We start from the raw sequence: 15,103 nt of genomic DNA on the forward strand, positions 1-15,103 counted from the left end.
GAACATATTATTCTATTTAATAGAATTATTATGAAGTCTAACAAAAATGTTATTGGTGTTGATGCAGTAAACAAAGCTTTGGAAATTCTAAATTGCTTCACTGAAAAAAATGAAGCTTTAACTATAACCAAAATAGCTAATATTACTGGAGACCATAAAAGTAGAATTTCAAGAATATCTAAATCACTTGAAAATTTTGGATACATTAGAAAAATAAAAAGTGGTGAATTTAAAATTGGTCATACAATCCCAAGATTATTTGAAATTTATGAGAGTAGTTTTAATTTAAAAAATTCTATTAAAGCTGAATTAGATTTCATATCATCCAAAACAAGAGAGACGGCAAGTTTTTTTGTTAGACAAAATGATGTAAGAGTATGTATCCAATCAAGTTCACCCAATAAATCAATAAGATACCAAGAGGTTATTGGAGGTAAAAAACCTATAAACAAAGGTTCAAGTGGTCATGTCTTGTCAGCTTATAATAATTTAGAAATCAAAGATAAGGATGATGTTTTAAAAAATGGATATGCTATGACTTTTGGAGAAAGAGATTCAGAAATGGCATCTATCTCAGTTCCAATATTTAGAAAAAAAAATCAAATTCTTGGTGCATTAACTATTGCAGGTCATATTTCTAATTTTAATAAAAAAAACTGTATTAGCTTTCTAAATGTTCTTAGATCCTCTAAAGTTAAAATTGAAAAGAATTTAATTCAAAGTAAATAATGTTAAAACAAATCAATCAAATTTTCACAATAAAATTTATTTCTGTTTTAATTATTTCTTTTCCTAGTGCAATTATTGCTGATTATTTTAATATTCCTCTAGCTTGGTTTTTGGGCCCAATGATTGTCACATCAATTGCTGCATTATCAGGTTTAAAAATTATCATGCCTAAAGTTGTATTAAGCTTTATCTTGATAATCTTAGGTTTGCATATTGGAAATTACATTGATCAAAATTTATTTAATCAAATAAGTAATTGGATTTGGACTTCACTAATTATGCTAATCTATATAATAATTAGTATTTTAATTGTTGCTAAATACCTTCAAAAATTTGCAAGTTATGGTGAAAAAGCTTCAATATTTTCAGCAGCTCCCGGTGCATTAGGTCCTCTAATGATTTTAGCTGAAAATGAAAAAACAGATTTATCTCAAGTTGCAACTTCACACTTAATAAGATTGATAATCATAATAACTGTAATTCCATTTATTATAGTAAATAACACTGGCAACGATGTTTTATTAAATGATGACTTCAATTATTTAGGTCAAAATCACTTAAATTTAATTTTACTTATTTTTGCATCGTTATTTTTTATTTTTGTTTTTGATAAAATTAGAGTTCCAGCAGCTTTGCTCTCAGGTACATTATTTGCTTGTGGTTTGTTACAAATTACAGATATAGCATCATATAAATTACCAGATGAAACTATAAATTTTTGTCTACTAATCCTTGGTTCTTCCGTTGGGTGTAGATTTGCAGAAAAAACTGTTAAAGAGATAGCTAACAATTCACTTCATAGTATTGTTGCAACAACTATATTGGTGGCTTTGGGATTATTCGCAGCTTATGTTGCAACTTTTTTTGTTGATACAAATATTTTAACTTTAATATTATCTTTTAGTCCTGGTGGAATTTATGAGGTAGCAGTGATAGCAATTGCTTTTGATCTAGATCCAGACTTTGTCGCTTTTCATCATATAATAAGATTACTTTTTATACTTTTCACTGTTCCTGTATTTTTAAGAGTATTAGAAAAAATTAAGAAATAGTTTCAGAAAGTCTTTCAAAAACTTTTTCTGGAGATAATTTTGATAACTCTGGAGCTTGTATTGCTTTAAAGTTTTCCCTTTCAATGCTAACTTTAAAAGGAGTTGTGTGAGATCCAAACAATGCAATTCCTTTTGACCCTAAATGGGCTGTCATATGAGCAGGTCCAGTATCATTAGCCACAACAAAAGAGCTATCTTTAATCAATGATGATAGCTGAGATATGTCTAAAGCTTTACCATTATCTAAAACACAAACTGCATTAATACTTGATGCATCTTCAATTTCACCAGGTCCAGGTGCAATAACTACTTTAAATTTATTTTCTAATTTTTCATTAATTATAGAAATTAAATCATTATAATAAGGCCATTTCTTAGAGATTAGATGAGGGGAGCAAAAAGGAAAAAGAACAATATATTTTTCCAATTGATGGTAATTTTTTATTTGAGATATATCTGATGGACTCCATGAAAAATCAGGACTTAAAGTGTGACTGGTATTAATTCCAGAACTTTTTAATTGATAATCAAATCTAGATAAAACTGAGTCTTTATCAAAATCTTCTTTTGTAGTTCCTTCAGGTAATGTGGTTTCGGTAGATGACCATGTATCTTTTGTAGAATTAGGAAATAATATTCTTTTATAAAAAGCTGTTCTGCTAGAGTTTTGTAGATCATAAACTTTGGTGAATTTATATTTCTTAATATTTCTCATCAACGAATATAAATAGATGAGATTATATTTTGGTAATCTCTTGTCCAATATAACGTTTGAAATATGTGGATTTTTTTTAAATAAATCAAAATATGCCTTTGTTGTTAATAAATGAACTTCATCATCTTTATGATTTTCAGAAATATCTTGAATTGCCCCACAAGCTTGGGCTATATCACCCAAAGAGCCATGTTTAATGATTAAAATATTAGCCATATTAATAACAACTTAACATAGTATATTTTTTTATGAATAAAATTCTAGTTGAAGTATCAGTTGGTGAATTATTAGACAAAATTTCCATCCTAGAAATTAAAAAAGAAAAAATTAAAGATCCTGAAAAACTTAAATTTATATCTAACGAACATTCAATTCTAAAAGATCAGCTAGAAAAAAATGTTAAAACAGATGAAAAATTAGAAAAACTATTCCATGATTTAAAAGAAATAAATGCAAGATTATGGGTTATAGAAGACGATAAAAGAGATTGTGAAAAAAATAAAGACTTTGGTGATAAATTTATAAGATTATCTAGAGATGTTCATTTTTTAAATGATGATCGAGCAAAAATTAAACTTGAGATCAATAATCATACTGGATCAATTATTAAAGAGATTAAAGAATATACTAGTTACTAAAAATTTTAGGAAACCAATCTTCACGCATTAAATCACCAGTTTTTAAATTAATTTCATCAAATGGTGGGGACGTGGGTCCTCCTCTATCAATATACCTAACATCATCAGCAATAAATCTCATTGAAAATGCTCTTCGAGATTTAGAACTGTTATTTCCAGTCGAGCCATGTACGGTCTTAAAATTAAACAACACTGCATCACCTAAATTAAGTTCTGGGATTAAAATATCTTTTTCAAATTTTTCTAATGGAGGTAAATCCATAAAAGAGTTATCGTCTTGATACCAAGATCTATTATTAGACCATTTTGTAGGTCTAATTAACTTTTGCCATTTATGAGAACCTAAAATCAATTTAAGGTTATTGTCTTTATCAACTTCATCTAAGGGTATCCAGAAACTTCCTGTATCACCTCCATCAACACAATAATAAGGCATATCTTGATGCCAAGGTGTTTCTTTATGTGTGCCAGGGTCCTTAATAAAAATATGTTCATGAAAAATTTGAGATGATTTAGAATTTGTTGCTTCAGTAACAATCTGAGCTCCAGGTGAATTAAAAATACAATCTTTAAATTCTTTTATTCTTTCCCAATTACAATAATCTTCAAAAAATCTACCATTGTTATCATCTACATTCTCTCGTCCATGTTTACTTGGGTTATCTAAAACTTTTTGAAATCCTTTTCTTAATGGTTCAATCCACTCTTTAAAAATGTCTTTTACAATTATAACTCCAAGATTTTGGTAATCTTCAATCTGTTTTTTTGAAAGATGCATTTAAAATTTTACTGGAAACTATATTTTTTTTCTAAATACTTTATTAAATTATGAATCAAAAAAGTCATAAATAAATAAATTCCACCTGCTACAATAAATACTTCTATAGGTTTAAAAGTTGTTGAAATTATATATTTTGCAACTCCTGTTAAATCCATCAAGGTTACGGTGCTTGCTAACGATGTCCCTTTCATCATTAATATTATCTCATTCCCATAAGCAGGTAATGATTGTCTGATAGCAATTGGAATTTGAATTTTATAAAAGATGATTTTACTTGATATGCCTAAACTTTTTCCAGCTTCAATAATGCCTGGTTTAATAGTTTGAAATGCTGATCTTAAAATTTCAGACGTATAAGCGCCTGTATTTAATGCAAAAGCAATAATTGCACACCAATATGGTTCTTTCAAAATCACCCATAAAAATGTTGATCTTAAATACTCAATTTGACCCAAGCCAAAATAGATAATAAAAATTTGAACTAGTAAAGGTGTTCCTCTAAATACATAAGAATACGCATATGCAAATTGATTGATAAAAATATTCTTACTCATTCTCAAGATTGCAAAAAATAAACCTAGAAACATTCCAACTATCAAAGATACAGATAATAATTTCAGTGTAATTAAAGTAGCACTAAGTAGTTTAGGTAGACTAGTGATCATTAAATCAAAATCCATTAATACCCCCTGCTATACTTTGCTTCTAATCTATTGATTAGTTTCATACTCAAATAAGTTAATAATAAATACAAAACTGCAGCAAAAGAATAAAAAAATAATGGATCTCTAGTAGATCCTGCTGCAATATAAGATTGTCTCATAATTTCAACTAGTCCTGTGACTGAAATAAGAGAGGTATCCTTTAAAGTAATTTGCCAAACATTACTTAAATTTGGAATGGCTAGTCTTAACATTTGAGGTAATATTATTTTATAGAACTGCGCAAATTTACCTACACCCAAAACTTTAGCTGCTTCGAACTGACCCTTGTCTATTGATTGAATAGCACCTCTAAATACTTCGGTTGAGTATGCACCAGAAATTATACCAATTGCCATCGAGCCCGTAATAAATGCATTAATTTCTATGTATTCAAAATAACCAAAGATAGATGCCACATACATAATCGCTCCACTGCCTCCAAAGAAGAATAGATAAATTACTAGAAGTTCTGGAACACCACGGATAACAGTGGTGTAAAAATTTCCTATTAGATTTAAAGATTTATATTTAGATAACTTTAATGGAGTAAAAATTAACGCAAAAATAAAACCAATTAACATCGCTGTAACAGAGACAGCTATAGTCATTAGGGTTGCGTAAAATAATTCATCACCCCAACCAGTTTTGCCAAATGCGAGAAGTTCCATATAGATTGGCGACTATATATTATAGTCGCCAAGTCTGAAATTAATTACATAGAAGCATCGAAACCAAAGTGCTTAATAGCAAGTCTGCTAATAATTCCTTGTTTTCTAGCTTTATCAATTGCTTTGTTGAAGTCTTTTAGAAGTTTAGCGTCTCTTTTTCCAATCGCATCATCTCCACCTTGTCTAACACCAACACCAACACCATTACCAAATGCACCACCTGAAAAAGTTGGTCCAACTAATACAACTGGTTTTCCTGATTTGTCAGCATAGTCTGTAAATGCAACAGCTCGAGCTAATGCAACATCGCATCTTCCAGATGTTAAATCTAGATTTACTTCATCTTGAGTTTTGTAAGTTCTAACATTAACACTTCCTACATCACCTGACTCTAAAAAGTTTTGGTGAATAGTTCCTGTTTGAGTACAAACAGTTTTTCCAGCAAGTGCACCTGTTAAAGTTTTAAGAGCTTTTTTAACAGCAGATCCACCTAAAGTTAAATTAACACCTTCAGGAGTGTCTACACCTTCTAGACTAGAACCTTTCATAACTGCAAGCGAAGCTACTTCATCAGCATAACCTTGAGAAAAAGTGATTGTTTTTTGTCTTTCAGCAGTAATTGACATACCTGCCATAATTGCATCGAACTTTCTCATCAATAAGGCTGGAATCATTCCATCCCAATCTTGTTCAACGATAGTACACTCATGTTTCATGATTGCACAAAGTTCGTTTGCTAACTCAACCTCAAAACCAATAAGATTGCCTGATGCATCTTTAGAGTTCCATGGTGGGTAAGCACCTTCAGTTCCAATTTTTATTTTGTCAGCGTAAACATTTCCGATAACTAATAAAGAAGCAAGAACTGTTAAAATAGTTTTTTTGAATATATTCATTATTTTCTCCTTTAATTTGGAAGAAGTATTTCACAATTTTAAAAATTAAAAAAGAAAAATTAATGGTTTATTGATGAAGAGAAATTCCAAGAACAATCAAAACTAGGTATATAAACTCTAGATAATTTAGTATTTCCAAAATGATGGTTAAATACATTTAGCCAATTATCAACTTGTTTAGGTTTTTTATCTTGACTGCCCACCTGAGCAGTAATCACACCTTTTGGTTTTAATATTCTGATCATTGAGTCCATATTTTTAGCAGCAAGATCTATGCAAAATTGATCGTCATTAAGATCAACGAAAATGTGATCATAAGTATCATCTTCAACTGATGTTATGCTTTTAAATGCATCACCCCACACACATTTCACTGAATTTTTTTCTGTAGCTTTGTTGCCTATATCTCCAAGATGTTTGCTACAAACGTCCACAACTTCTGGATCAAGCTCAAACCAGTCTATAAAATTAAAATTTTTAGAAATGCACTCTCTTGCAACACCACCATCACCACCTCCAATGATTGCAGCTCTTTCGTTGTTTTTATTTAAATGAAGACCAGCGCCTACAAAAGTTGAGCTGTATAAATGTTCATCAGTTGCAGCGACTTGTATTTCTCCATCAATAAATAATGATTTACCAAATTGTTCTAATTCTAAAATTTCAATATGTTGACCGACTTTTGATTTAAAATCTTCAAGAACATCGTTTACTACATATGATTTTTGTAATCCTGGCGAACTATAAATGTCATGATAAAGAGATTTTGTATCTCTATTAAATTCTTTTTTAACAATTCTTTTATGAGCAAATTCTTTTTTTATTATATCAATTGCAACTGATGGGTTAACTTTTCCACAAGTAAAAAAATCAAAACTAATTATTCCTTTTTCGGGAAATGTATGAAAACTGATATGGCTTTCTGCTAATAATGCTAAAATTGTAAAACCTTGAGGCTCAAATTTATATTTAGAAATATTAAGAATTGTTACATCAGCTGCTTTTGCAATATCATTAATAACTTTTTCAAACAAAGAAGGATCGTATTCTTTGATAGTTCCAATAATGTCTAGAGTTATATGCTCTCCAACTTTAGTCATTAATTATCCTCTCTTATAGTTTTTTGCTTTGGATAATACTTTTTTCATTTCTTTTATCGAAAGAATTTTAGGCCTACCCAATTTTAGGCTCGTTATATACTGAAGTGATATATTTTCAACCTCTTCAGCTAGCTCAAAAGCTTTTGGTAAATTTTCTTCGAATGCAATCTGACCGTGATTGCTGATTAAACAAGCTTTTCTGCCCTTTAAAGCTTTTAAAATATTTTTAGATAATTCTCTTGTTCCATAAGTTGCATATTTTGCACATTTAATATCGTGACCTCCTGCCATAGCAACCATGTAATGAAAAGATGGAATGCTTTTCTTGTGAGTAGCAACAGCCGTTGCATTAGTTGAATGAGCGTGAACTACAGCTTTAGCCTCTTTTTTATTTAAATAAATATCTTGATGGAATTTCCATTCTGAAGAAGGAATTCCTTTTTTTTTATCAAAATTTCCTTTAAGTGAAACAAAAACTATATCGCTACCTTTTAATGATGAATACTTTTTTCCAGAGGGAGTGATTAAGAAACCATCATTGTATCTTACTGATATGTTGCCAGATCTAAGAGCAGATAGCTTTCTGCTGTTAAGCATTTTGGAATATTTGATTATTTCAGCCTTAATTTTCTTCATTAAAAAAAACTTGATTTTAACTTAATTTAAGATCAGACTACATGAAGAAAAAAATGACTGATACAATTAAATATTTTCTTGAAGAAAGTAAAATGCCAAAGACTTGGTATAATATAGCTGCAGATCTTCCAAAACCCTTGGATCCAGTTTTACATCCTGGCACTTTAAAACCAATAGGACCAGATGATTTAGCACCATTATTTCCAATGGCTCTAATCGGGCAAGAAGTTTCTCAAGAAAGAGAAATTGAAATTCCTGAGCCGGTAAGAGATATTTATAAACAATGGAGACCTTCTCCACTTTACAGAGCAAGAAGATTAGAAAAACATTTAGATACTCCTGCAAGAATCTATTACAAATATGAAGGAGTAAGCCCGTCAGGAAGTCACAAACCAAATACAGCGGTTGCACAAGCTTTTTATAATAAAGAAGAAGGTACAAAAAAAATAACTACTGAAACAGGTGCAGGACAGTGGGGAACCTCACTTGCTTTTGCATGTAAGTTATTTGGAATAGAGTTAGATGTTTATATGGTTAAAGTAAGTTTTGAACAAAAACCATATAGAAAATTAGTAATGCAAACATATGGAGCAAGATGTGTTGCAAGTCCATCAGAAGAAACTGATAGTGGAAAAGCTATATTAGCGAAATTTCCAGATAGCTCTGGTAGTTTAGGAATAGCTATTTCAGAAGCTGTTGAAATGGCAGCAAAAAATCCTGATACAAAATATGCGCTTGGCAGTGTGTTAAATCATGTGTTGATGCATCAAACTATCGTTGGAAATGAAACATTACTTCAAATGGAAATGGCTGATGACTATCCTGATATTTTAGTTGGATGTACAGGTGGTGGTAGCAACTTTGCAGGATTAGTTTTTCCATTTTTAGGTAAAAATTTTAGAGAAGGAACAAAAACAAGAGTAATTGCATGTGAACCAAAATCATGTCCTTCACTTACAAAAGGTAAATTTGTTTATGACTTTGGTGATACAGGAAGATTAACACCACTAATGAAAACACATACTTTAGGATCACAGTTTATTCCACCAGCAACACACTCTGGAGGATTAAGATACCACGCTATGGCACCAATGGTTAGCCATCTTAAAGAGCTTAATGCAATAGAAGCAAAAGCATATGGTCAAAAAGAATGTTTTGAAGCAGGCGTTAACTTTGCAAGAACAGAAGGAATTGTTCCTGCTCCTGAAGCTACTCATGCAGTCAAAGGTGCAATTGATGCAGCATTAGAGTGCAAAAAGAATGGTGAGTCTAAATCAATACTATTTAATCTCTGTGGGCATGGTCACTTTGATATGAAGGCTTACGGTGATTTCTTCGAAGGAAACTTAGCTGAAGATAAATTTGACCAAGCAAGTGTTGATAAAGCTTTAGAAGAATTGCCAAAAATTGCTTAATTTAAAAAATTGAGTCTCATAAAACCATTTAGCGGAATAAGACCTAAAAAAAAGTTTGCAAAAGAAGTTACTTCTCCAAACGTTAGTTATATTGATAATTATAAACCAAATAAAAAATTAAACTTTCTAAATTTATTAAATACTTCCAAAATCAATAAATCAAAAAAAATTCTTAAAAGTCTTAAAGATAAAGGCATTATTCAGCAAGATGCATCAAATCATTTCTATTTATATAGAATTACATACAATAATAAGAAGTTACTTGGGATAGTTGGAAAAATAAATTTAGATAATTATGATGACAAAAAAATATTAGGTCATGAAGAAACTTTTGTTGAAAGAATTAAAAAAAGAAAAGAGCAATTATTAAAATTCAATAGTCAAATAAGCCCTATTTATACTACATACAAGAGTACTCCAAATTCGTTAAAAAAATTAAAGAATATTTTTAGATTTAAATCAGATTATAATTTTAAATCCAAAGATAAGTGTAGGCATGAACTTTGGGTTGTTAATAAATTAAATAAAGTAAGATTACTTAAAAATTATCTAAAAAATATAAAAAAAATATATATATGTGATGGACATCATCGAATTCAAGCAATGTTAAAAAGTAAAAAAAAAATTGCTCCTATGATAATTGCTTTTCCAGATAGCCAAGTAAACATATTGGATTACAATAGAGTTGTAAAAACCAACCTAAAATTTGAGAAAATTAAGGAAATAATTTCAAAACACTTTTCTTTAAAAATATCTAAAATGAATAAGAAACTTAAAAATAACCAAATTGAAATGTATGCAAATAAAAAATGGTATACAATTAAGCCTTTAAAACAATCAAAAGAATTAGATGTAACAATATTAAGAAAATTAATATTAGATAAAATCCTGAAAAATAAAAAAAATATTGATTTCGTATCAGGATTTAAAGGTAAAAAAGCCTTGGAAAATTTTGTAAATTCTAAAAAGTATAATTTAGCATTTAGGTTATATCCTACAAATATTTCACAAGTTTTATCCTTTGCAAAAAAGAAAAAATATATGCCACAAAAGTCTACGTGGTTTCACCCAAAACCACTTGATGGATTAATTTCTTCCAGAATTATTTCTTAAATAATTCTTTTAGACCATTAGATGATGCTTCAGAAATACCTTTTTCTGTTATCAAACCTGTTACATACTTTGCTGGAGTAACATCAAAGGCAAGATTCATTGCTTTACTTTTTTTAGGGTAAATTAAAACTTTTTTGATCTCATTATTTTCATCCACTCCCTCAACATGAGACAGCTCTTCTGAATTTCTTTCTTCAATTGGGATATTTTTACCTTCTTTAATTTCCCAATCGATAGTTGAACTTGGTAATGCTACATAAAAAGGCACATTATTATCATAAGCTGCTAATGCTTTTAGATAAGTTCCAATTTTATTACAAACATCTCCATTAGACAAAGTTCTATCAGTCCCTACAATACACATATCCACCTCTCCTCTTTGCATTAAAATTCCACCTGTATTGTCAGCAATTATAGTATTTGGTATTTCTTCCTCATTTAATTCATAAGAAGTTAAATTTGCACCTTGGTTTCTTGGTCTTGTCTCATCTACCCATACATGAACTGGAATGCCTTTTTTATGTGCATGATATATGGGAGAAGTAGCTGTTCCCCAATTAATAGTTGCTAACCATCCAGCATTACAATGAGTCAAAATATTAACTGTATCTTTCTTCCTATTATAAATTTCCTCAATTATTTTTAATCCATTGATACCTATATTTTCACAAAACTTTTCATCTTCATCACATATTTCTTTAGCTTCATTTAAAGCAACATCTAAGGTTTTGTCACTATCAATCCCTAATAATTTTTTCATCATACGATCTACTGCCCATTTCAAATTAATTGCTGTAGGTCTTGATTGAATTAGTTGTTCTGCACTTTTATTTATAAATTCAGGATTATTATTTTCCTGGATTGCTAAAACTACTCCATAGGCAGCAGTTCCACCAATTAAAGGTGCCCCTCTCACCTCCATAATTTTAATAGCATTTATTGCATCTTTGACTGATTTGAGATCTTTAATTATAAATTTATGTGGAAGCTTTGTTTGGTCAATTATCTTTACTACACCACTGTCAAACCAAATTGTTCTATACTTTTTTCCCTCTATTTTCATTGAGATAAAACTCTACCAGCTACAGATTTAAGTTTATCTATCGTCTTTTGAGTTCTTTTTTCTGGAACTGTAATTATTGCAACATCTAAGCAATTATTTGTTGGATCTTTTGGATCAATATAATTCTCAAAATTATCAATTAAATTTTTAATCATCACCTTAGCTTTTTCAGCATTGCCTAAAAGAACTTTAATAACTTGCTTAACATCGACATTTTCATGGTCAGGATGCCAACAATCAAAATCAGTCACCATTGAAACAGATGCGTATCTAATTTCAGCCTCTCTAGCGAGTTTTGCTTCAGGCATATTAGTCATACCAATAACATCTGCTTTCCATGATCTGTATAAATTTGACTCAGCAAGTGTTGAAAATTGAGGCCCTTCCATTACAACATAAGTTCCATTTCTTTTATAATCTATGTTTGATTTTTTTATAGCTTCTTCACAAGCATTCATCAATCCGTTTGATGTTGGGTGAGCCATTGAAACATGTGCAACAATCTCATCATCAAAAAAAGTTTTAGTTCTTGCAAAAGTTCTATCAATAAATTGATCTACAATAACAAATTTACCTGGTGGTAGATCTTCTTTAAGTGACCCTACTGCAGAAACAGAGACAATATCTGATACCCCTAATTGTTTAAGTGCATCAATATTTGCTCTAAAATTAATATTAGATGGAGAAATAAAATGTCCTCTTCCATGTCTTGGTAAAAAATAAACTTCTTTATTATTGTACTTTGTTTTTAAGATTTTATCTGATGGTTTTCCCCAAGGAGTATTTAAATCAAGTAATTCTCTGTCTTTAAACTCTTCAACATCATAAAGACCACTTCCACCAATTATTGCTAATTTATTTGTTTTCATAATAATTAAAATATATATTTATATAGATTAGATTATTACTACTTATTTTAAAAATACTAAAATTGAATAAAAATTTATCTCAAAATCAAATTAATACTTTACTAAAATATTTTAGTGATAAACAGTTTAATGAAGCAGAAAAATATGCAATTATGCTTTCTAAAGAATTTCCAGTAGATCCTTTTATTTGGAAAGCATTAGGAATAATTTTTAAGGAAAATGGTAAAATTTCAGAGTCAATAAGTGCAAATAAAAAATCACTCAAATTAAATCCTAATGATGCTGAGGTTCACAACAATTTAGGTTTTGTTTATCAAGAAGAAAAAAATTATGATGAGGCTAAACAATGGTATGAGGAAGCTATCAGATTAGAACCAAATTATATAGCCGCACATCATAATTTAGGATCAATTTACCATCTTAAAAAAGAATACGATAAAGCAGAAATAAGTTTTAAAAAGATAATTAAAATTAAACCAGATTATTCGCCTGTATACAATAATTTAGGAAACAGTCTTGTAAGACAAGGTAAAATTATTGAAGCCGAAGACTGCTATAAACAAGCTATTAAATTTAATAAAGAAAATCCTGAAGCTTATAATAATTTAGGTATTGTTCTTCTTAGGTTGGATAAAATTAAAGAAGCAGTAACAGCCTCTGAACAAGCATTAACGTATAAAAAAGACTATCCCGAAGCACATTATAACCTGGGTTTATGTTTCCAAAAATTAGGTAAATTTGATGAAGCATTAAAAGAATATAAAAAATCTTTAATGATAAAACCTGATTATGCTAGTGTTGAGAGTAGTATGCTTGATTTGTTAAAGCATATGTGTGATTTTAATATTAATGATAAGTTAATACACTCTTCGTCTCGTCTTGGAATTTTAACAAAACCTATTCAACCATTTTCATTATTATCATGGGAAGATAATGCAGAACATCATTATCTTCGATCTAAAAATTATATTAAAGAAAATTTCAAATCAAAACAAAATAATATTTTAAAAAAAGATCAAAATCTATCGAGTAAGCTTAGAGTGGGTTTTTTTAGTGCTGATTTTCGTGATCATGCAGTTATGTATTTAATTTCAGGTTTATTTCGTGAATATGATAAAAAAAAATTTGAGTTTTTTTTGTATAGTTTTGGAAAAGATGAATCGTTAAAATGGCACAATTTATTAAAAAACAATGTAGACAAATTTACCGATATTACAAATCTAGCATTTCAAGAAATTTCAGAACTATCCAAAAAAGATAATTTAGATATAGCGGTTGATCTCATGGGTTATACAAAAAATAATAGACTTGGAATTTTCAAAAATAGAATTGCTCCAACACAAATAAATTATCTTGGATATCCAGGTACAATAGGTGCAGAATATTTTGATTATATCATTGCAGATCATATTTTAGTTCCTCAAGATCAAAAAAAATTTTACTCAGAAAAAATTATTTATATGCCTAATTCGTATCAACCTAATGATAATGAAATTATAGTTCCAGAATTGAATACAACAAAATCTGATCATGGTTTGCCAAAAGAAGGGGTTGTATTTTGCTGTTTCAATCAAAATTATAAAATTGGAATAAATGAATTCAATATTTGGATGAAAATATTAAAAAAAATTGATAAAAGTGTTTTGTGGCTTTTTAATTCAAACAAATGGGCTAAAAATAATATTTTTAAACAAGCAGAACTATATAATATTAATTCATCTAGAATTATTTTTGCAAATAGTCTTCCACATCTTGAACACATAGAAAGACAAAGACATGCAGATATTTTTTTAGATACATTTAATTATAATGCCCATACAACAGGTAGCGATGCTTTGTTGGCAGGATTGCCAATTATTACAAAACAAGGAAGTCAATTTGCTGCACGTGTTGCTTCTAGTTTATTATCAGCTTTAGATCTAAATGAGTTAATAACTTATACTGATGGAGAATATGAAAAATTAATATTAAATTATGCCTCTCAACCAATAAAATTAAAAGAGATTAAAGAAAAACTGAAAAGAAATAAAAATAATAAACCACTTTTTAATACTCAAAAATATACTCGTGATTTTGAATTTGGTTTGAGTAAAGCTCATGAACTTTATTTAAATGGGGAAAAACCTAAAGATATTATAGTTAATAGATTTAGTTAATCAAAAAAAATTATGATAAAAAATTGTTAAAAAAATGCCAATGAATATAAAAGATTTTATTAGATCAATTCCTGATTACCCAAAAAAAGGTATTTTATTTAGAGATATAACTACATTAATTAAAGATGAAAAAGTTTTTTCAGAAACTATTAATCAAATTGTTGAAAGATCAAAAAATTACAGTTTTACAAAAATTGCAGCAATAGAATCTCGTGGCTTTGTATTTGCATCAGCAGTTTCTTATATTTTAAAAAAGCCATTTATAATGCTGAGAAAAAAAAATAAATTACCTGCAGATGTTCACTCAGTTAATTTTGAACTTGAGTATGGAACAGCAACAATCGAGGTGCATAAAGACTCTTTAGATGAAAATGATAGTGTACTAATTATAGATGACTTAATTGCAACCGGAGGCACTGCAGAAGCAGCAGCTAAACTAGTTGAAATATCTAAAGCTAAAGTTTCTGCATTTGTGTTTGTAATTAACTTATTTGATTTAGGTGGATCTGATAATTTAGTGAAAAACAATTATAATGTTGAAAATCTAATTGATTTTCCTGGACATTAA

Annotated in this window: 16 protein-coding genes; 7 read left to right on the forward strand and 9 right to left on the reverse strand. The window is 29.1% G+C overall.

Annotation, left to right across the window (positions count from 1 at the left end; genetic code table 11):
- Nucleotides 1–30 precede the first annotated feature (30 nt).
- The gene (locus ACIJYC_RS04135; protein ID WP_435164677.1) at nt 31–729 is read left to right on the forward strand and encodes an IclR family transcriptional regulator; all 699 of its coding nucleotides are present in this window, start codon (nt 31–33) and stop codon (nt 727–729) included.
- On the forward strand, nt 729–1,781 hold the full coding sequence (locus tag ACIJYC_RS04140) for an AbrB family transcriptional regulator (protein ID WP_435164680.1): 1,053 nt from the start codon (nt 729–731) through the stop codon (nt 1,779–1,781). The genes ACIJYC_RS04135 and ACIJYC_RS04140 overlap by 1 nt, the downstream gene beginning before the upstream one ends.
- On the opposite strand, the gene ACIJYC_RS04145 is transcribed toward ACIJYC_RS04140, so the two are convergent.
- A complete protein-coding gene (locus ACIJYC_RS04145) occupies nt 1,771–2,712 on the reverse strand; it encodes a glycosyltransferase family 9 protein (RefSeq protein WP_435164683.1) in 942 nt (313 codons plus the stop codon). The two genes, ACIJYC_RS04140 and ACIJYC_RS04145, sit on opposite strands and share 11 nt — an antisense overlap.
- 32 nt (nt 2,713–2,744) lie before the next feature.
- Here ACIJYC_RS04145 and ACIJYC_RS04150 point away from each other — a divergent pair, with 32 nt between their 5' ends.
- A complete protein-coding gene (locus ACIJYC_RS04150) occupies nt 2,745–3,134 on the forward strand; it encodes a DUF6165 family protein (protein ID WP_435088863.1) in 390 nt (129 codons plus the stop codon).
- On the opposite strand, the gene ACIJYC_RS04155 is transcribed toward ACIJYC_RS04150, so the two are convergent.
- The 6 genes from ACIJYC_RS04155 to ACIJYC_RS04180 are packed head-to-tail and all read right to left on the reverse strand — an operon-like array spanning nt 3,124 to nt 7,919.
- Nucleotides 3,124–3,912 carry a phytanoyl-CoA dioxygenase family protein gene (locus ACIJYC_RS04155; protein ID WP_435164685.1) on the reverse strand — a complete coding sequence of 263 codons (789 nt, stop codon included), beginning with the start codon at nt 3,910–3,912 and terminating at the stop codon, nt 3,124–3,126. The genes ACIJYC_RS04150 and ACIJYC_RS04155 overlap by 11 nt on opposite strands.
- 8 nt (nt 3,913–3,920) lie before the next feature.
- A complete protein-coding gene (locus ACIJYC_RS04160) occupies nt 3,921–4,595 on the reverse strand; it encodes an ABC transporter permease (RefSeq protein ID WP_435088861.1) in 675 nt (224 codons plus the stop codon).
- Nucleotides 4,595–5,287 (reverse strand): ABC transporter permease, encoded by a 693-nt coding sequence (locus tag ACIJYC_RS04165; RefSeq protein ID WP_435098088.1) that lies wholly within the window; start codon nt 5,285–5,287, stop codon nt 4,595–4,597. The genes ACIJYC_RS04160 and ACIJYC_RS04165 overlap by 1 nt, the downstream gene beginning before the upstream one ends.
- Nucleotides 5,288–5,331: 44 nt before the next feature.
- Nucleotides 5,332–6,183, reverse strand: a complete 852-nt coding sequence (locus ACIJYC_RS04170) for a transporter substrate-binding domain-containing protein (protein ID WP_435164688.1) — start codon at nt 6,181–6,183, stop codon at nt 5,332–5,334.
- A 59-nt stretch (nt 6,184–6,242) separates the two neighbouring features.
- Nucleotides 6,243–7,283, reverse strand: coding sequence for an adenosylmethionine decarboxylase (gene speD, locus ACIJYC_RS04175; RefSeq protein WP_435164691.1), 1,041 nt, complete (start codon nt 7,281–7,283; stop codon nt 6,243–6,245).
- A 3-nt stretch (nt 7,284–7,286) separates the two neighbouring features.
- Nucleotides 7,287–7,919 (reverse strand): class II aldolase/adducin family protein, encoded by a 633-nt coding sequence (locus ACIJYC_RS04180; RefSeq protein ID WP_435164693.1) that lies wholly within the window; start codon nt 7,917–7,919, stop codon nt 7,287–7,289.
- A gap of 53 nt (nt 7,920–7,972) precedes the next feature.
- Between ACIJYC_RS04180 and ACIJYC_RS04185 the strand changes: the two genes are divergently transcribed.
- The gene (locus tag ACIJYC_RS04185; protein WP_435098079.1) at nt 7,973–9,334 is read left to right on the forward strand and encodes a TrpB-like pyridoxal phosphate-dependent enzyme; all 1,362 of its coding nucleotides are present in this window, start codon (nt 7,973–7,975) and stop codon (nt 9,332–9,334) included.
- Nucleotides 9,335–9,343: 9 nt separating this feature from the next.
- Nucleotides 9,344–10,447 carry a DUF1015 family protein gene (locus ACIJYC_RS04190; protein WP_435164696.1) on the forward strand — a complete coding sequence of 368 codons (1,104 nt, stop codon included), beginning with the start codon at nt 9,344–9,346 and terminating at the stop codon, nt 10,445–10,447.
- Here the strand turns inward: ACIJYC_RS04190 and mtnA are convergent.
- Together mtnA and ACIJYC_RS04200 are read right to left on the reverse strand one after the other, a co-directional pair.
- Nucleotides 10,437–11,510, reverse strand: coding sequence for an S-methyl-5-thioribose-1-phosphate isomerase (gene mtnA / locus ACIJYC_RS04195; RefSeq protein ID WP_435164699.1), 1,074 nt, complete (start codon nt 11,508–11,510; stop codon nt 10,437–10,439). The genes ACIJYC_RS04190 and mtnA overlap by 11 nt on opposite strands.
- Nucleotides 11,507–12,379 (reverse strand): S-methyl-5'-thioadenosine phosphorylase, encoded by an 873-nt coding sequence (locus ACIJYC_RS04200; protein ID WP_435164702.1) that lies wholly within the window; start codon nt 12,377–12,379, stop codon nt 11,507–11,509. The genes mtnA and ACIJYC_RS04200 overlap by 4 nt, the downstream gene beginning before the upstream one ends.
- 62 nt (nt 12,380–12,441) lie before the next feature.
- Here ACIJYC_RS04200 and ACIJYC_RS04205 point away from each other — a divergent pair, with 62 nt between their 5' ends.
- Both ACIJYC_RS04205 and ACIJYC_RS04210 read left to right on the forward strand, forming a co-directional pair.
- Entirely contained in the window at nt 12,442–14,535 is a 2,094-nt protein-coding gene (locus ACIJYC_RS04205) for a tetratricopeptide repeat protein (protein WP_435164704.1), read from the forward strand.
- Between the two features lie 40 nt (nt 14,536–14,575).
- Complete coding sequence (locus ACIJYC_RS04210) at nt 14,576–15,103, forward strand: adenine phosphoribosyltransferase (protein WP_435164707.1); 528 nt, start codon at nt 14,576–14,578, stop codon at nt 15,101–15,103.

Source organism: Candidatus Pelagibacter bacterium nBUS_28 (genome assembly GCF_051200915.1).
Taxonomy (GTDB): Bacteria; Pseudomonadota; Alphaproteobacteria; order Pelagibacterales; family Pelagibacteraceae; genus Pelagibacter.